The sequence below is a fragment of the Desulfovibrio sp. 6_1_46AFAA genome (assembly GCF_000224635.1).
Classification (GTDB): domain Bacteria; phylum Desulfobacterota; class Desulfovibrionia; order Desulfovibrionales; family Desulfovibrionaceae; genus Desulfovibrio; species Desulfovibrio fairfieldensis.
Genome location: NZ_JH114301.1, coordinates 413,698 through 431,425, shown reverse-complemented (window position 1 = coordinate 431,425; position 17,728 = coordinate 413,698). Strand labels below are relative to the sequence as shown.

The window sequence follows — 17,728 nt, the reverse complement described above, 5'->3', positions numbered from 1 at the left end:
TGATGGACGATTGTCTCTTGCTGGATGCGGGCAGTGGCGGCCGGGCCTCACAACGCCTGGTGGCGCAGTGTTTTCTGCGCCATTTCGCCAACCCTCTGTTGGAACGCCTGGATGACGCGGCCCTGCTGGACGGCCTGCGCGGCCCCCTGGCCATGAGCACGGATTCCTACACCGTGACGCCGCTCTTTTTTCCGGGCGGCAGCATCGGCAGTCTGGCCGTGCACGGCACGGTCAACGACGTGTCCATGCTCGGCGCGCGGCCCCGCTATCTGAGCTGCGCCTTCATCCTGGAGGAAGGCCTGCCCCTGGACACCTTGGAGCGCGTGGTCGCGGACATGGGCCAGGCGGCCCGCACCGCCGATGTGCAGATCGTCACCGGCGACACCAAAGTGGTGCCGCGCGGGGCCTGCGATAAAATCTTCATCAACACCACGGGCGTGGGCGAAATTTTCATTGACCCGGCCCCCTCCGGGCACAGCGCCCGCCCCGGCGACGCGGTGCTGATCAGCGGCGCGCTGGGCGACCATGGCCTGACCGTCATGGGCAGCCGCGAAAATCTCTCCTTTCTCACGGATGTCGCTTCGGATTCCGCGCCCCTGAATCGAATGATTGAGGACGTCATTGCCGCCGCCGGTGAAGTGCATGTGCTGCGCGACCCCACACGCGGCGGCCTGGCCACCACTCTGAATGAAATCGCCGAACAGTCCCAGGTCTGCATCAACCTGGAAGAAGAGCGCATTCCGGTGCATGAGTCCGTTAAAAGCGGCTGCTCCTTCCTGGGCCTGGACCCGCTCTATCTGGCCAATGAGGGCAAGTGCATCTGCATTCTGCCCGAAGACAGGGCCGAAGCCGCTCTGGCGGCCATGCGCGCCTCGCCTTACGGGGCCGAAGCCGCGCGCATCGGCAGCGTGAGCGAGGACAAGGCCGGGCAGGTGCTGCTGCGCACGCGCATCGGCGGCCAGCGGCTGTTGGGGATGCTGGAAGGGGCGCAGTTGCCGCGCATCTGCTAGGAGCTGTTTCTAAATTGTCCTTTCGCCTCTGCCTGCGCCAGGCTCGCCCCACCCTTCGTACGGGGCGAGCCTGGCGCAGGCAGAGGCGAAAGGTCATTAATCAGCGCTTTCCTAAACCAACCGCTCGCCGTCCTCGCCCAGAATAACAAGCCCGTCGCGACCCTCGTGCTTTACATCGTACAAAGCCATGTCAGCCTTCTGAAACAGCTCGTCCAGGCCGTGCGTCGCCTGTCCGGCCACTGCCCCGCCGACGCTCAGACTGACCGGCAAGGCCCTGCCCCCGGAAGAAAAACCCTTCATCTGCCGTCGCAGGCGGACAATCCGCTCGGTCACCGCCCGCAGTGAGCCGAATTCTTTTATAAAGATCAAAAATTCGTCGCCGCCCCAGCGGCAGAGGATGTCCTCTTTGCGAAAAGCGGTCCGCATGGCTTCGGCCATAAAGACCAGCACCTCGTCGCCCACCGCGTGTCCGTAATTGTCGTTGAAGCTCTTGAAAAAATCGACGTCCAGAATCAGAAGCAGACCCTCTTCCCCGCGTTGCGAGGAATGCAGATATTCGTCAATATCCTGTTCCGTGGCCACGCGGTTGCACAGACCAGTCACAGGATCGCGACGGCTCTGAAGAAAAAGCTCCTTGTTTTTGTACTCCATCTGCTTCAGGCGCGTGATGTCCTGCGCGTAGGCGAAAAGATATTCTTTTTCCGGCTCAATGGGATCACGGATCAGCGTGGTGGCGACGACGAAATTGTGACGGCCGTCCTTGTAGACCACCGTGCAGTTCATGGTGCAGAAACCGTTGCTTTTGCGGATGTGCGGCACCAGATTGGCGAGGTCGAAGTAGCGCAGATAATCCTCGCGCTCCTCCGGAGCCAGAATATTCTCCGCGAACCAGTCGATCTGCTCCCTGAAAGTGCCCTTGACCACCATATTGCCGGTGTCTGGGGTCACCATGCGGCTTTCGCCGGTTTCCAGATCCGCAATGAGAAAATCCTCGCACAGGTTCTGGGCCATGAAGCGGATGCCCTCGTCCTGCAACTCGATCCTCTTGCGCTCATTCAGGCGCGCAACAACCTCTTCGGTATCGTCGTAGTAGGCGATAATGACGCTGCGCTTTTCTTCGGAGGCATAGATGAAATTGGCCTTGAGCCAGGCGATTTCGCCGGAAAGTTTACGCCGCCGGTAGGTAAAACTGGGCTTTTTCCGGCTCTCCAGCATGGCGGCAATGACAGGCAGCGACATCTTCTCCAGATACTCTTCCCTGTCCTCGGGCAGCACAAAGCGCTCGGCCACGCTGCGCACCTGGACGGCATGATCGCCCTGCTCCGGAATATGCGCGTAGGCGTCGCTGCCCACGTATTTCACATAGCGGCCGGTGGACAGGTCCACGACCATGACGAATTCATAATCGTGCTGCACTATCGTCCGCAGGATATCGAACATCGCACTTCCCCCGGTGATCCGGCAGCCGTTTGAGAACGCGGCAACAAAAACACGTCCGCCGTCAGCGCGCGCCTTCCTCCCCGCCTCTTTTCGGTTTCCGGCTTACAATCAATGACATATAAGGCGGCGTGCTGTCCACTGCGGCCACGCCGCGCCGGATATGTTCCTCAGGCTGTTCCACGTGGCTGGCGAGCAGGCAGTCCGCGTCACGGCCCGTGCTTTGCAAGGCTTCGCGGATGGCCGGGAAGTTGCGGTAGGCCTTGAGGATCACCGCTGTGTCCGCATTGTCCAGTTCCGCGGCCAGGTCGTCCCGCCCGTTGATGCCGGGCAGAATGCGCAGCTTCTCGCCGCCTTCGCAGAGCACCGTGCCCGTGCGTGCGGCCGCGGCCTGAAAGGAGGTAATGCCGGGCACGATCGCCACCGGCAGATGGGGCGCGACTTCCCGCAGGGTGCGCAGCAGATAACCGAAGGTGCTGTACACCAGCGGATCACCGATGGTCAGGAAGGCCGCGTTTTCCCCACCTTCCAATACATCACGGGCGGCTTCGGCGGCTTTGAGCCAGGCCGCGCGCAGAATCCCGGCGTCGCGGGTCATGGGAAATTCCAGGCGCAGCAGGCGCGCGTCCGCGCGCAGATGGGGCCGGGCTGTGTCCAGGGCGGCGGAATAGTCGTTACGCGGCGAGGCCGCCGCCAGGATCACGTCCACCGTGCGCAGGACGTTCACGGCCCGCAGAGTCAGCAGATCCGGCGCGCCGGGGCCCACGCCCAGTCCGTAAAGAGTTCCGGTCATATCTTGCTCGCTTGCTCGTTGGTTATCAGATGTAATATTCCGCCCGGCACGACAGGAATTTTGCCCGCCGGCGAGGAGAACAAGCTTTTTCTGCAGCGCAGTGGACTCTTCTGGTCCATGGGCGGAATAAAAAGCGCTGTTCGACAACGTCCAGCGGGCAAAAGAACATCATGCCTAAGGATGGAGCCAGCGCTCCAACTCCTCCGCCGCCTCCACGGCGCGGGGGCCGGGCCGGGCGAAACGGTCCTCATCCACCACAAGTACCCGTCCCGTGCGCACGGCGCGCAAATCCCGGTAATGGGCGCGCTCGGACAGAGGCTGCGGATCGGGATTCATGGGACCCTTCTGGGTCAGGTAGGCGTCCGGGTCAGCCAGGATCAAGGCCTCCTCGTTGAAGCGCACCAGCTTCTTGTCGTCCGCGACCACGTTTTCGCCCCCGGCCACGGCAATGATCTCATTGACGATGCTGCCTTGCCCGGCGGCCAGCAGATTGGGATAACGCACTTCATAGAAAACGCGCACCGGCTTTTCCCCGGCATGGCGCGCCCGCAGCGTTGCCAGGCGCGCCCGCCAGTCCCGGATCAGCCCGGCGGCCTTTTGCTCGCGTCCCGTGAGACGCCCCAGCTTTTCCAGCACATCGAACATCTTGTCAAAAGAATCCATCTCAAACGTCAGCACATTGATGCCCAGTTTACGCAGGGCTTCGGTCTGCAACAGCGCCTCGCGCCGTCCGGCGAGCTGAAGCACCAGATCCGGCTTCTGAGCCACGATCAGTTCCGCATTGGGCCGCATATGGGTGCCTATGGCGGGCAGACCGGCCAGCTCCGGCAGATGGGCGTCGGCCACGGTGCGCGCCACCAGCAGGTCGCGCGCGTCCAAGGCCAGCAGCAGCTCGTTGTAGGCGCCGTACAGGGCGATGATCCGCTCGGCCGGTTTATCCAGAGTCAGCGTGACGCCCGTGTCGTCAACCACCTCAATGGGAGCCGCCTGAACCGGGGCCGGATTCAGGCCCGTCAGCAGCAGAACCAGCAGCAAAATTGACGGCGCCGTTGCTCCACGGCCCGGAAGCGCGCCCCAGCAGCGCCTGGGGCAGGCCCCAGCGCGGATGCGAAAAAACCCGGATGGGAATATCGTACAGAACACTGAGTCTCTCCTCGGTGAAGACCTCGGACACGGGGCCGTCAAAGAGTACCCGGCCGTTTTTCAGGCCCATGAGCCTGGTTGCATACAAGGCGGCCAGATTGCAGTCGTGCATGGCCATGAGCACGCAGGCCCCGGCGGCCCGACGGCGCTCCAGCAGATCAAAAAGTTCCACCATGCGGGCCAGATCCAGACCAGCGGCCAGCTCGTCCAGCAGGAGCAGCGGGCTCTCCTGGGCCAGAGCCCGCGCCAGCAGCACCCGCTGCAGTTCCCCGCCGGAAAGCTCCCCCACGCGACGCGCGGCCAGAGCGGCGGCTCCGGTGGCGGCCAGGGCCTGTCCGACGGCGGCGTAGTCCCGCCGTCCGTAGCCGCCCAGCCAGGAGAGGTAGGGATAGCGCCCCAGCAGGACCATCTGACGCACACTCAGGCCGGACGGGCATTCCGCGCGTTGCGGCACCACGGCCGCCAGCCGGGCGCGTTCGCGCGGACGCAGGCCATCCAGCGGCCTGTCCGCCAAACGTATGCCGCCGCCCTGGGGCCGCAGCACGCCGGAAATGCAACGCAGCAAGGTGGTTTTGCCGCTGCCGTTGGGTCCCAGCAGGGCTACGCTTTCGCCGCCGCGCGCCGCCAGGCTCACGCCGCGCAGCACGGACCGCCCGGCATAGCCCGCCGTGAGATCGCGCACGTCCAGCATCGGCCCTTCCACTGCTCTGCTCAGCGGCCTGTCCATTGATCGTGCGCCGGACATCAGCGCCGCCGCACCAGAAGGGCGAAAAACGGCCCGCCCAACAGGGCCGTGACCACGCCCACGGGCAATTCCTGGCCGCCGCCCAGCACGCTGCGGGCCAGGACGTCAGCCCAGACCAGCAGCACGCCGCCGCCGAAAAAGGCCCCGGCCAGCAAAGGGCCGTGCCCCTGTCCCAGCAAAAGGCGCAGCACATGCGGCACTACCAGGCCCACAAAGCCGATCACTCCGGCCACGGCCACGCAACCGGCGGTCATGCAGCTGGCCCCGGCCAACAGCCAGAAGCGCGCCCGGCCCACATTAAGACCCAGTTGCGCGGCCTGCTCGTCGCCCAGCGAAAGCACGTCCAAGGCCCGCCAGCCCAGACCCACGGCCAGCAGACCGGGAATAAGGGTCGCCAGCAGCAGGGGCAGACTGTCCCAGCCCCGGCCTTGGAGCGAGCCCAGAATCCAGAACACGATGCTGGTCACGGATTCCTCATTGAGAGCCTTGACCAGGGCCACCAGGGCCCCCAGAAAGGCGGCCACGGCAATACCCGCCAGAATCACGCTTTCGCGGCTGAAATCCCCCTTGCCCCGGCCCAGCCAGAGCGCGCCGCACAGGGCCAGCAGGGCCCCGGCCAGAGCGGCGGGAGCCACCAACCCGGCCTGGGTCACTCCCGCCGCATGGCCTAGAATCCGCCCCAGCCACAGGCCGAACCCGCCGCCGACGCCGCCCAGGGCGATAGCCATGCTGGCACCGCAGGCCGCACCGGCGGAAATGCCAAGGGTGAAAGGGTCGGCCAGGGGATTGCGCAGTACGCCTTGCAGGGCCACGCCAGCCACGGCCAGCGCGCCGCCGCAAAGTGCCGCCAGGCAGACCCGCGCCAGACGGATCTGCCCCACTACCAGGAGTTGAGAGGCGTCCACCGGAGCGGCGGCCAGGCCCAGGCTCGCGGCCAGCGCGCGGAAAACCTCATTCACGCCCAGCGGGAACGGCCCCGGCAGGCAGGCCAGCGGCAGGGAGCATAGCCAGAGCGCCGCCAGCCCGGCCAGGGCAAGGCAAAGGGACCGCGTCCGGGGCGGCCGGGAAAGGGCATCTATGTGCATATCATATGGGGCTATGCGGACAAAAAAAAGCCTCTTCCATACCTGGAAGAGGCCCGTATTTCCTCTGCCTGACCGGCAAAAACCCGTTGCCGGAGAACATCTCACGCCAAAGCAATGCACTTTTTCAAAGTTAAGCTGCACCAGGAGCGCGAAAATGGGCACGGCAGGTCTTCCGGCTTGATCCCCTTGCCCCGGCCTTCCCGTTTCCAGTGGCACAAAATGGGGCGCGGTTTGCGGATCTCACGGCGGCGGGTCCGCTCCCGTTTTACACGGGATTCCCTTTTCAAGCCGTTCCGCGTTGCTCCGCCGGTCCGGCTACCGTTGTCAGAGGGCACATTAGGCGCGGCGCGCGGCCCTGTCAATGCGGCCGGACAGATGCATCTGACTCCAGCTTTTAAGGCATCTTATTTGCCGGGATTATCCGTCAAAACCAGCCTGTTCGACGTTGGCGGCGTCATCCGGCGTTTTTTGCCGCTCACGTACTTGAAGTACAGCCCTGCTCTTGGTGCCCGTAAGGCTCGCCCGGCTCGCCAACGGGCACGGCCCTTTGGGCCGCCTTCCGGTCGGTTTCCGCGCAAAAAGCGCCATTTCCCTTGCCAACGCCGAAGAATCTTGCTTCAGCCGTTGCGACGAAGGAAGCTACGGATGAAGACAGCAATTGGTTACGCAAAATTATATCTAGGAAAATCGCTGTCGCTATCCGTAGCGGTGCTGTCTTGATCCGTAGCAGTGCTGTCCTTATCTGTACGCCGCCCTGCGGCTACAGCTAAGGCAACACGGCTTCGCCGTGAACGGCTCAAGCAAGCCGCTGACGCGGCAACGGCCAGCGCATTTTTTAGAATTCTCCCGGCACCAGCCATCCGCCTGCGCTTCGCTCCGGCGGAGCAAAGGTGGCTTCGCCCAACTCTTGGGAAAGAGTATATGATAAATACCAATACATTGAACCAGCCGTATAAATTAAATGAACTTTTATACGCTTGCCAAGGTAGACGCGCGACGGATCAGCCTCAGGCCGTGATCCAGATCAGGCTGGCCTGACGGCCGGACCTTTTTTCACGCCGGTAAGAGAAGAACTGTCCGTTGTTGGAAGCCGTGCAAAGATCCAGGCCGTAGATTTGGCGCTCCGGCAGACCGGCTTGTTGCAACTGCCGGCGGGTCAGGCCCCAAAGATCCATGGTCCGCGTTGCCGGGTCGAACCAGGCCCGGAAGTCGTCGCTCCATTCCCGCTCGAAGTTGACGAACTCCGCCCGTCCCGGCCCCAGGCTGGGTCCGCGCACGGCCAGCAGGTCGCAGGGTTTGAGATCATAGCGCGCGCAGAAGCGGGCCACGCCCGTACCCGGGAAATCGCAACGGTTGCCCCGCCAGCCCGCGTGCAGGGCAGCCACGTATCGACCGCTCTTGTGCGCCAGCAGAATGGGCTGGCAGTCCGCGGTCTTGATCAGCAGGCCCAGGCCGGGCCGGGACACGGCCATGCCGTCGCCGTCCGCCGTGGGCCGGATTTCGCAGGCCACGGCTTCCGGCTCGAAGAGCAGCACGTCGCCGTGCACCTGATTGAGCTCCGCCCAAGCCGTGAGGCCGTGCGGCTGCAAGGCCGCCAGCAGGTCACGGCGGTTGCCCGTTACAATATCCGGGTCGTCCTCGGTGCTGAAGGAAATATTGCCGCCGTCATAGCCGTTGCGGTACACCCCGCCGGGGATGGCGGCTCGGACCTGAAAGGCGCAACGGACATTCTCAAGACCGGGAAACTGAAAAGGAATGTAGCTTACAGACACAGAAACTGCTCTTCCGTGCAGAGATATTGCACGCGTTGATCCCACTGTTCCAGGGGCAGATTTTTGGCAACCTGGAAGGCGAAGCACAGGCCCACGCGCGGGCAGGCCAGTTCGCTGTCCAGAAAACGGTCATAATACCCTCCCCCGAAGCCCAGGCGGCCGCCGTGCAGGTCAAAGGCCAAGCCAGGCAGTACCAGCAGATCCGGCTTAAAGGCCTTGCCCGCCCCTTCCGGCCCGAAGCCCGGCAGCCCGTCCTCGGGCTCGCTCAGGCCGAAAGGGCCGGTCCGCAATTGTTCCGGCCCCGTGCAGGCCACGAAGTCCATGATCCCCGCTTCGCCGGGCCGCACGCGCGGCAGCCAGACCGTGCGCCCGCTCTTCCAGGCGGCGTCCAGCAGCTTGTCGGTGGACAATTCGCCCTTGAGGGCCACATACAGCGCCACGGAATGCGCATTGCGCCAGCAGGCGGCCTCAATCAGCCGTTGCTGGGCCTCCAGACTGCGCGCCCGCGCCAAACCCGGCGGCTGGCGGCTGCGCAGCTTGCGGATATGCTCCCGCAGGGCGGCCTTGCGCGCCGCGACGGGTTCCTCGGACATGGGGGATTCGGGAGATGTGGGAAGCATGGCGGCTCTTTCCATCCGTGGCGAGTTATGGCAGGATTGCGACACCATTTTTATAACAAAGGATAGGACGCCATGCCAAGCGCCGATACGCAGGATTACCTCTGGATAGCCGTGGGCGACATCCACGACGACCCCGCCTGTTTCCATCGGATTCCGGAACTGGCCCAGGCCGACGGGATCATCGTCACCGGCGACCTGACCATCACCGGCGGCGTCAAGCAGGCCGAACTGGTCATGGAGGTTCTGCGCGCCCACGACCTGCCGGTCTGGGCCCAGATCGGCAACATGGACCGGCCTGAAGTGGATGCATGGCTGAGCGAGCAGGGCTGGAACCTGCATACCGTCACCCGCGAACTGACGCCGGACACCGCCATTTTCGGCGTGGGGGCCTCCACGTTCACGCCCTTCGGCACGCCCAGCGAATTTCCCGAATCCACGTTCGCGGCATGGCTGGACGCCTGCTGGCAGCGCGCCCGGCGCTATCCGCATACGGTGCTGGTTTCCCATAATCCGCCCAAGGATACGGCCTGCGACGTGATTCCCGGCGACGTTCATGTGGGCTCCACGGCGGTGCGTGAATTTCTGGAAGAAGCCCAGCCCGACATCTGCCTCTGCGGCCATATCCATGAAGCCAGAGCCGTGGACCGCGTGGGCCGCACCGTGGTGGTCAACCCCGGCGCGCTGGCCCAGGGCGGCTACGTGCTGTTGCGCTCCAACTCGGGGCGGCTGTCCGCGGAACTGCGAGTGTTGGAAAACTGCTGACACTTCGCGCCCGGCTCCTTCCTCCCCGCCCTGTTCTGAAAGAGGCTGGAAGCGAAGGCCGGGCGGCCCTTCTTGCATATTTTCACAAAAGACGTATTATAGAGCAGATTAACTCTGAGATGTCACAATTTCAAAGTTTTGAAGACGCCCGCTCCGGTACATCACAGCGCAAATAAGTCGCGCTTATGCCTTGTAGCGGGCGGCTGCCTTCGCAGCCAGCAGAGCAATTTCACTTTGAAACGGCTCTATTAAAATAAGGTCCGGCATGTCCGCGGCAATTGCGCGCCTGTAACGGCGCTGCTGCCGCAGTGCTCCACGCGGCGTTCGACAGGCCGGGCTCACAAATTTTTTCGCGGCGCTGTTTTTCAGATTGCCGCCAGAAGGATTTTCATGACTACTGACCAGGATTTTCCCGTGGCCGCGTCTCCGGCTACGGATGGCGCAAGCCAGGACCGTTCCACTGTTGCTTCCCGTGTTTCCCCCGCATCGGCAGACTCCGCCGTTTCCAGCGAAGCCCCCGCTCCCAAACGCCGTACTTCTTCCCGCAGCACTAAAAAATCGGCCGCCAAAACAGCACGCGTTCAGCCCCCAAAAGAGCCCGACGTGCCGACGGCTGACGGCAAGACCACGGAAAATGCCGACGCCGCAGCCGCCCCCAAGGCGCGGGGCGGCAGGCGCACGACTGCAAAAAGCCCGGCCCAAGCCCCTGAAGGCGGCGAGGACAGCCCGGCCAAGGCCAAACGTGCTCCGGCCCAGCGCACGGGCAAAGGCCGCCGCAGCGCCACGGCCAAAACCGGCAGTGCTGAAACCGGCGCAGAGGCAATGCAGGCGGCAGCCCCGGCGCAAGCTGCGGCAACCGGGGAGAGCCCCGCGGAAACGCCCGAGAAGGCGGCCAAGGCCGCTCCCAAGCGCGGCCGCAATAACACGACGCGCGGCAGCCGGGCGAAAAAAGCCCCGGCATCCCTGACATCCCCAACATCCACTGTTGCCGCCGCCCCTGCCGAAACCGACACGCCATCGCCTCAGGCTGAAAGCCGACAGACCGCCCCCACGGCTGGCGCCACAACGGCCAAGGCTCCCAAAGAAATTTCCCGGCCCGAGAGTCTCCCGCCGAAAGGGGTGGAACAGGTCGAGGCCTCTGTGGATGCCGAAGAAGCCGCCCCCGGAAACGAGGACGACGGCAACGCTGACGCTCCCCGGCGCAAAAGTCGGCGCGGACGGCGCGGCGGTCGCGGGCGCAACCGCAAAAATCGCCAGACCGCCACGGGCGAGATGAGCGAGGATGATGCCGCAGCGGACGACAACATGGACGACGCGGCTGTGGAACGCACGGGGGACGCCGACGACGAAGCTTTTGACGAGGTTGACACCGCTGCCGAAGTTCCCGTTGCCGAAGGCGGCGTGTCCGCCCCCAAGGGGCGCGGCAAGAAGGGCAAGAGCGTCCAGAACGCCGAGGCCGAGGACAACAAAAAAACCACAGCTCGCGCCACGGCGGCCAAGGCCAAAACCGGCGCGGCCACGGGCAAAAAGCGGATGTTCATCAGCGTGTTGCCCGGCGAACAGGTGGAAGTGGCTCTGGCCGAGGAAGGCTGCCTGCTGGAATACTACCTGGACATGCTCCACCAGCGCAAAATCAAGGGCAATATTTACAAGGGCGTCATCCACAACATCGACACCAATCTCCAGGCCGCTTTTGTGAGCTACGGCGCGGGCAAGAACGGCTTTTTGCAGATCGACGAGATCCATCCCGAATACTGGCTGGCCCATCACGAACCGGCCAAAGGCAAGAAGTTCCCGCCCATCCAGAAGGTGCTCAAGGCCGGTCAGGAAGTGCTGGTGCAGGTGGTCAAGGAGCCCACAGGCAACAAGGGCGCGTTTCTGACCACCTGGCTCTCGCTGGCCGGGCGTTTTCTGGTGCTCACGCCCGGGCAGGAGCAGATCGGCGTTTCGCGCAAGGTGGAAAATGACGAGGAACGCGCCCGCCTGCGCGAGATGATGAACGGCATCGACCCCGGCCAGGGTCTGGGCGTCATCGTGCGCACGGTGAGCGCCGGCACCACCAAGACCACCCTGAAGAACGATCTGCAGTATCTGAAGCGCCTCTGGCGCGACATCCGCAAAAAAGCCACGGAAATATCGGCCCCGGCCCTGATCCATCAGGAGCCCGGCCTCTCCGAACGCGCGGTGCGCGACTACCTCACCGACGACGTCTGCGAAATCTGGGTGGACAACGAGGAAGTGGCCCAGGGCATCCGTGATACCGTCAGCCTGCTTTTCCCGCGCAAGAAAGATCTGGTGCGCCTGCACGGCGATATCCGCCAATCCATGTGGGAACGTTTCAATCTGCGCCGCCAACTGGACCAGATCTATTCCCGCGAAGTGCTTCTGCCCTCGGGCGGCCGGTTGGTCTTTGACCAGACCGAGGCGCTCATGGCCGTCGACATCAACTCGGGCAAAATTTCCGGCAAGGGCAATTTTGAGGCCATGGCCTTCAAAACAAATATGGAGGCCGCCGAAACCATCGCCCGCCAGCTCAAGCTGCGCGACGTGGGTGGCCAGGTGGTCATCGACTTTATTGAAATGCGCGACAAAAAGCACATTCTGGACGTGGAGAAAACCCTGCGACAGGCCATGAAAAACGACCGCGCCCGCCACGACGTGGCCCGCATGAGTTCCTTCGGCCTGTTGGAGCTGGTGCGCCAGCGCATGGGCTCTTCAGCCCTCGCTATCACCATGGAGCCCTGCCCGGCCTGCGGCGGCACGGGTCAGCGCCGTAACCTGGAATGGCAGGCGCTGCAGGGACTGCGCGAGCTGCGCCGCATGCTGCGCGCCACCAACGGCGAAAAGTGCACCTTTGAAGCCACGCGGGAACTGGGCCTCTATCTGCTCAACCACAAGCGCGACAGCCTGCGCGAAATGGAGCAGGACTTCGGGAAATGCCTGGAAATAGCGATCCGTACCTAGAGCGGATTAACGTTGAGAATGGCATTCTCAACGTTAACGCTGCCTTCAGCCTATCGTTGCTGTCGTCATCCGTAAGCCGCCGGCGGCAACGGCTGACGCGCGGCGGGAACGCGGTCCCGCCCTGGCTTCCGCCGTGGGCGTCCGCTTTTGCAGCCGCCGGAGCAAAGTAACTTTGAAAAATTACTTTGCTCTGGAGCCGAAGCGTGGGGACAAGAGCCTGCTGCTGCACGTCTGCTGCGGGCCGTGCGCCATCATGCCCATCACCCGCCTGCTGGACGAAGGCTTTGCGGTCACGGCCTGGTTCATGAATCCCAATGTCCAGCCTCTGGCCGAATATCTGCGCCGCCGCGAAGCCGCCGGAGAGTGCGCGGCGCGTCTGGGCGTGGATATCCTGTACGCGGACGAGACTTGGGACATCGCGGCATGGTTGCGCGCCGTGGCCGGACGGGACGAAGCCCCCGCGCGTTGCGCCTATTGCTGCGAAAGCCGCGTGGAAGCGGCGTTCGCCAAGGCCGCCTCTCTGGGTTTCTCCTGGGTCAGCACCAGCCTGCTCTACTCCCGTTACCAGCCGCACGAGATCATTGCGGCGGCGGGCCGCCGCCTGGCCGCGCCAAGCGGCCCCGGCTTCGTCTACCGCGACTTCCGCACGGACTGGCAGGCAGGCATCGACCGCTCCAAGGGCTGGGGGTTGTACCGCCAGCCCTACTGCGGCTGCGTGTACAGCGAGGCGGACCGCTACCGGAAAAAACTTGAGCGCTGTAAAAAAGAGGCGGCCAAGCACTGATTTTTACAAAATCACATAGATTTTTACAGAAACCTATATTTTCGCTTGACCTCGCGGGCGCTTTTCCGTAAAAAGTTTTTTGCCTTCAGCGATCCCCGATAGCTCAATTGGCAGAGCGGGTGACTGTTAATCACTAGGTTGGCGGTTCAAGTCCGTCTCGGGGAGCCAAAAATGATAAACCCTTGAGAAATCAAGGGTTTTTTCATTTTTCTGGAACATTGCAAAGTTGATCTGCTGGAAAAGCAAAACAGACGACAGCATCAAGATTGAAACGAACGGGCCAGACTCGGCCACGACAGCAACCGCCGGCAAAATAACATCGGGAGGAGTGCCGGAGACGGCTGAAAGACCCGCATTCTCCCTGACACCCCTCCCGGACCCGCCATAAGCTGATAAAAAGCTCAGTATCTGATTGCAAAAATTTCGAGCATAGTTCTGCTCTCAATTTTCGCAGGATCGTCAGCGAAAAAACGTGCTTTTTCGCTGACTCACGGCGACTGCGCCGCCGCAACATCCTACAGATTTTATATATCTAATTTTTCAAATGAGACATTAGTCCATCCGGCTTCTGAAGCGCTCCGCCTGATCAGCGATCAGCTCTTTGTCCTCAAAATAGTTAATCTTCATGGCTCGCTTCATGGCGGCCAAGGTTTCCGCCGCCTTCTTTCGGGCCTTGCGGCTGCCCTCTTCCAATATCCGGTATACTGCGGGGATATCTTTGGAAATCTCCTTACGGCGCTCACGGATGGGGCCAAGTATTTCCTGAAGCACACTGTTCAGGAAGCGCTTTACCTTCACATCGCCCAGGCCGCCACGGGCGTAATGGGCTTTTAATTCTCCCAGATTTTTATACTCGGGCAGATATTTCTCGAAATGCTCATCCCTGCAACAGGCATCCAGGTAAATGAAGACCGGATTACCTTCCACCTGTCCCGGGTCCTCCATTCTCAGGTGATTGGGATCAGTGAACATGGACATAATCTTCTTCTTCACGTCCTCTTCGGAATCAGACAGATAAATACAGTTTCCGAGGGATTTGCTCATCTTGGCCTTGCCGTCGGTACCCGGCAGGCGAAGGCAGGCCTCGTTGTCCGGTAGAAGAATGGTCGGCTCCACAAGCGTCTCGCCGTACACCGCATTGAATTTGTGCACGATCTCCTTGGTCTGCTCAATCATGGGCGCCTGATCTTCGCCCACAGGCACGGTTGTTGCCTTGAAAGCGGTAATATCCGCCGCCTGGCTGATGGGATAGGTGAAGAAACCGACCGGGAGGCTCGTTTCAAAATTGCGCATCTGGATTTCAGACTTCACTGTCGGATTACGCTGAAGCCTGGAGACTGTTACCAGGTCCATGTAGTAAAAAGCCATTTCGCAAAGTTCGGGCACTTGCGACTGGATGAACAGAACGGATTTTTCCGGGTCCAGCCCGCAAGCCAGATAATCCAGAGCCACTTCGATGATGTTCTGGCGTACCTTTTCCGGATTGTCCGCATTGTCCGTCAGGGCCTGGGCATCAGCAATCATGATATAAATTTCGTCAAATTCCCCTGAATTCTGGAGCTCCACCCTGCGCTTTAAAGAGCCCACGTAATGCCCTATGTGAAGTCGTCCCGTGGGGCGGTCGCCAGTCAATATAATCTTGCCCATCTGTATATCCTCTCGTTTCCTGATACCGGGTTGACGCACAGCATACCTCGAACCAACGAGTGCCTGACTGCAAAAATTTCGGCATAGTCATGCTCTCAATTTTCGCTGACTCACGGCAACTGCGCGGCCGCAAAACCTGTAGGGTTTTGTGGGTCTAATTTTTCAAATCAGACGCGAGGCTCGAATTTTTCGCTAACCACATCCTTTATATTCTATCCCAATTCGTGGATGCCGTCCATACTGACATACTAATCGACTGTGATTCATATCCCTTACTTACGGGAATATTGCAGCAAGCCAGAACGCTATGACATCCCGGAAACAAACTACGTCGTATCCGCACGGCGACCGTCCTCCACGAATACCGCGCCGCCTTCAACCGGATGTCACAGAGGCTGAACCCGGAAAAGTCCTTGCGGGATAATAGCCAACGGAAGCGAACACGGCAGAACGCATGCCGGGCGGATTTTTAGAGCAGCTCACGCATGAAATGCTCTAAAAATCCGCCCGGTCACGGCATGGCCCTTTTTCATTGTTCCGCTTTGCGTTACCATCAGGGCAACGCTTTTGTATCAAGGAAAATCATGTATCCCCTACTCTTGGAAACCGATCAAATCCATTGCTATGACACTGCCGGAAAACGCATAGACTGTATGGGCTCCGGCCCGGGTTCCGAACAAGACGCCGCGCGGCCCAAACATCTCCCGCCCGCCGCCGGCCGCTTTCAGATTCAAGGCGATCTGGTGCGGGACAGCCTGAGCGGCGCGCTCTGGGCCCGCAACGCCAATCCCGCCGACTTTCCGCTCAACTGGGAGGAAGCCCACGCGCTGGCGGCGGATATGGCCGCCCGTAAAGCCCATGGCTGCGCCGACTGGCAGTTGCCGCCCCGGCGGCTGCTCTTTTCCCTGCTCAGCCATCAACATATCAATCCTGCCCTGCCCGAGGGGCATCCCTTTACCAACGTCTTTTCCGGCTACTACTGGACCGCCGATACCTGCCACCGCCTGCCGGAACAGGCCTGGCACATTCATCTGGGCGGCGGCCGGGTGACCCGCGTCCGCAAGGACGAAGCCGCCCTGGCCTGGCCGGTCTGCCTGCCGAAAACGGAAGATGCCGCGCCGCTCTTTTCGCCCGGGGAGCGTTTTGCACTAGATGGCGACTCGGTGCGGGATCAACTTACAGGTTTGATCTGGAGCCGGAATGCCGACCCCCTGGGCCGCCCCCTGCCTTGGGAAGAAGCCCTGGCCGCTGTGGACGGACTCAACAGCGCGGCTCTGGACAGAGCCACGAACTGGCGCATGCCCAATATCAGGGAACTGGAAAGCCTGGTGGACCTTCAGGCCGACTCCCCGGCCCTGCCCGAAGGGCATCCTTTTACAAACGTGCGCGACGTGTACTGGTCGTCCACCACCAGCGTCTATGAAGCCCGTTACGCCTGGGCGCTTTACAGCCGCGACGGCATGGTGGGCGTGGGCTTCAAGCCTGACACCGGTTTTCATCTCTGGCCGGTGCGCGGCACAAGCTGAGAACTTCAACCGCCGACCAATGAAAAAGACCCGCCTCCTGAACGGGTCTTTTTCATTGGTCGGCGGAAATAAGGCCGGGCGCGCCGGCCCCCGTACCCTCCGCCGTTATTCCTCACGCCTCAGAGCAGGAATGCCAGGAAAGGCAAAACCAGTGCCAGACAGACCACCCAAAGCAGCAAGTCCTTGAAAGTACGGTCCGCCGTTTCGGTTTCGGCCAGGATCAACGCTCCGCCGATATGAAAGGGGCTGGCCGCCATGACCGCGATGCTGCCGGAAAGCAAAGCCAGTTGCATATTCGCGGCTATGGCCTGGACAGCGCTGCCCATGGACTTGATGGCCACCGGTATCACCAGGCCCAGCACGGCCACGGACGAGGATTCAAAATTGGCGATAATGGTCCCCAGCAGACTGATGCCGTAGCGGACCAGAGAGGGATTTTCCATACCTGACAGCGCCGATCCGATGGCGTGCAACACGCCCATTTTCTCCAACAGGCCCACGTACAACAGCACGCCGCCGATCATCAGGGCAATGCCCCACGGCAGTTTGGCAATGGCCTGCTTGCCGTTGGTACGGAAAATGATCTGCAACGTCATACCCGCGGCAAAGGCCGTCAGGCCCACGTCAAGACGCCGCAGCACCAGCGTGATGAAACAGAGCACGGCCGCCAAAGAACACCATTGATAGGCTGTCAGCCCGGAGCGCGTCAGGGCCTTGTCCACAGCGCGGGCGGAAGTCGGAAGCACATCCGCCCCGGCCTTCACGGCTGGCTCGACTTGCCCGTTTTGTCCTTTCTGTCGCAACAGCTTCAGGCCGCCGAAGCAGAAAAAGCCCACCAGGCCCACGGCCAAGGCCAATGCGCCTTGGCACAGAAAGAAAAAAACGCTGTCAAAGGCAATGCCGTTTTGGGCCGCCTGCATGGCCACCAGATTGCCCCAGGGATTGAAGGGCGAAAAGCCGCCCACGCAAGCGCCCTGAATAACCACCGTCCCCATCAGGGCGGCCCGGATGTTTTCGCGCCGGGCTATTTCCATGGCTACCGGTATGGTGATGGCCAGCGCGGCGGCGGGCAGCGCGCCCACGGCGCAGATCACCGCCGTGAGAAAAGCCATGACCCAGGGCAGCAGAAAGGCCCTGCCGCGCGCCGCCCGTACCATGGCTGTAACAAAGATGTCCGCCAGCCCGCTTTCCTGCACATGGTTCCATAAAAAGGCCACGCCGAGCACCAGAAGCACCAGTTTGGTGGGAAAGCCTGCGTACAGGCTCTTGACCGGCACACCGGCGATCTCGGCCAGCACAAAGGCGGCGGGGATCATGATCAGACCGAGGTTGATATGCTGCCACAGGCTGACGGCGAACACCAGCGCCAGCCAGACCAGGGCGAGTATCTGCAGTGTTGTCATGCCGAGTTCTCCTTGGTCGGGGTTCGGATTCCGGCGA

The 17,728-nt window shown here is 62.0% G+C and carries 14 protein-coding genes, 1 tRNA gene and 1 riboswitch; of the genes, 6 read left to right on the top strand and 9 right to left on the bottom strand.

Annotated elements, in window-relative coordinates; all coding sequences use genetic code 11:
* Positions 1 to 2: 2 nt before the first annotated feature.
* Positions 3 to 1,010 carry a hydrogenase expression/formation protein HypE gene (gene hypE / locus HMPREF1022_RS05390; protein ID WP_008685083.1) on the top strand — a complete coding sequence of 336 codons (1,008 nt, stop codon included), beginning with the start codon at positions 3 to 5 and terminating at the stop codon, positions 1,008 to 1,010.
* Between the two features lie 111 nt (positions 1,011 to 1,121).
* Here hypE and HMPREF1022_RS05385 read toward each other — a convergent pair whose 3' ends face one another.
* The 7 genes from HMPREF1022_RS05385 to HMPREF1022_RS05355 form a co-directional block, all read right to left on the bottom strand.
* Positions 1,122 to 2,450 carry a GGDEF domain-containing protein gene (locus tag HMPREF1022_RS05385; protein WP_009302237.1) on the bottom strand — a complete coding sequence of 443 codons (1,329 nt, stop codon included), beginning with the start codon at positions 2,448 to 2,450 and terminating at the stop codon, positions 1,122 to 1,124.
* Positions 2,451 to 2,511: 61 nt separating this feature from the next.
* Complete coding sequence (cobI, locus tag HMPREF1022_RS05380; RefSeq protein ID WP_009302236.1) at positions 2,512 to 3,240, bottom strand: precorrin-2 C(20)-methyltransferase; 729 nt, start codon at positions 3,238 to 3,240, stop codon at positions 2,512 to 2,514.
* 174 nt (positions 3,241 to 3,414) lie between these two features.
* Positions 3,415 to 4,275 (bottom strand): ABC transporter substrate-binding protein, encoded by an 861-nt coding sequence (locus HMPREF1022_RS05375; RefSeq protein ID WP_009302235.1) that lies wholly within the window; start codon positions 4,273 to 4,275, stop codon positions 3,415 to 3,417.
* Positions 4,214 to 5,074 carry an ABC transporter ATP-binding protein gene (locus HMPREF1022_RS05370; RefSeq protein WP_009302234.1) on the bottom strand — a complete coding sequence of 287 codons (861 nt, stop codon included), beginning with the start codon at positions 5,072 to 5,074 and terminating at the stop codon, positions 4,214 to 4,216. Before HMPREF1022_RS05370 ends, HMPREF1022_RS05375 begins: the two co-directional genes overlap by 62 nt.
* A gap of 53 nt (positions 5,075 to 5,127) precedes the next feature.
* A complete protein-coding gene (locus tag HMPREF1022_RS05365) occupies positions 5,128 to 6,213 on the bottom strand; it encodes a FecCD family ABC transporter permease (protein ID WP_009302233.1) in 1,086 nt (361 codons plus the stop codon).
* Positions 6,214 to 6,358: 145 nt separating this feature from the next.
* Positions 6,359 to 6,551, bottom strand: a riboswitch (cobalamin riboswitch).
* 669 nt (positions 6,552 to 7,220) lie between these two features.
* Complete coding sequence (locus tag HMPREF1022_RS05360; protein WP_009302231.1) at positions 7,221 to 7,985, bottom strand: polyphenol oxidase family protein; 765 nt, start codon at positions 7,983 to 7,985, stop codon at positions 7,221 to 7,223.
* The gene (locus HMPREF1022_RS05355; RefSeq protein WP_009302230.1) at positions 7,976 to 8,605 is read right to left on the bottom strand and encodes a 5-formyltetrahydrofolate cyclo-ligase; all 630 of its coding nucleotides are present in this window, start codon (positions 8,603 to 8,605) and stop codon (positions 7,976 to 7,978) included. Before HMPREF1022_RS05355 ends, HMPREF1022_RS05360 begins: the two co-directional genes overlap by 10 nt.
* 72 nt (positions 8,606 to 8,677) lie before the next feature.
* Here HMPREF1022_RS05355 and HMPREF1022_RS05350 point away from each other — a divergent pair, with 72 nt between their 5' ends.
* The 4 genes from HMPREF1022_RS05350 to HMPREF1022_RS05335 all read left to right on the top strand — a co-directional run bounded on the left by HMPREF1022_RS05350 (position 8,678) and on the right by HMPREF1022_RS05335 (position 13,283).
* Positions 8,678 to 9,367: a metallophosphoesterase gene (locus tag HMPREF1022_RS05350; RefSeq protein ID WP_008685093.1), complete on the top strand. Its 690-nt coding sequence runs from the start codon at positions 8,678 to 8,680 to the stop codon at positions 9,365 to 9,367.
* A 603-nt stretch (positions 9,368 to 9,970) separates the two neighbouring features.
* Positions 9,971 to 12,331, top strand: coding sequence for an Rne/Rng family ribonuclease (locus tag HMPREF1022_RS18845; protein WP_232221554.1), 2,361 nt, complete (start codon positions 9,971 to 9,973; stop codon positions 12,329 to 12,331).
* Between the two features lie 172 nt (positions 12,332 to 12,503).
* On the top strand, positions 12,504 to 13,115 hold the full coding sequence (locus HMPREF1022_RS05340; protein ID WP_009302228.1) for an epoxyqueuosine reductase QueH: 612 nt from the start codon (positions 12,504 to 12,506) through the stop codon (positions 13,113 to 13,115).
* Positions 13,116 to 13,207: 92 nt separating this feature from the next.
* Positions 13,208 to 13,283 (top strand) — tRNA-Asn (locus HMPREF1022_RS05335).
* A 384-nt stretch (positions 13,284 to 13,667) separates the two neighbouring features.
* On the opposite strand, the gene trpS is transcribed toward HMPREF1022_RS05335, so the two are convergent.
* Entirely contained in the window at positions 13,668 to 14,801 is a 1,134-nt protein-coding gene (gene trpS, locus HMPREF1022_RS05330; protein ID WP_232221553.1) for a tryptophan--tRNA ligase, read from the bottom strand.
* Between the two features lie 704 nt (positions 14,802 to 15,505).
* Between trpS and HMPREF1022_RS05325 the strand changes: the two genes are divergently transcribed.
* Positions 15,506 to 16,288 (top strand): Lcl C-terminal domain-containing protein, encoded by a 783-nt coding sequence (locus HMPREF1022_RS05325; RefSeq protein WP_232221552.1) that lies wholly within the window; start codon positions 15,506 to 15,508, stop codon positions 16,286 to 16,288.
* A gap of 119 nt (positions 16,289 to 16,407) precedes the next feature.
* Here the strand turns inward: HMPREF1022_RS05325 and HMPREF1022_RS05320 are convergent, their stop codons facing one another.
* Positions 16,408 to 17,691 (bottom strand): SLC13 family permease, encoded by a 1,284-nt coding sequence (locus HMPREF1022_RS05320; protein ID WP_009302225.1) that lies wholly within the window; start codon positions 17,689 to 17,691, stop codon positions 16,408 to 16,410.
* Positions 17,692 to 17,728 lie beyond the last annotated feature (37 nt).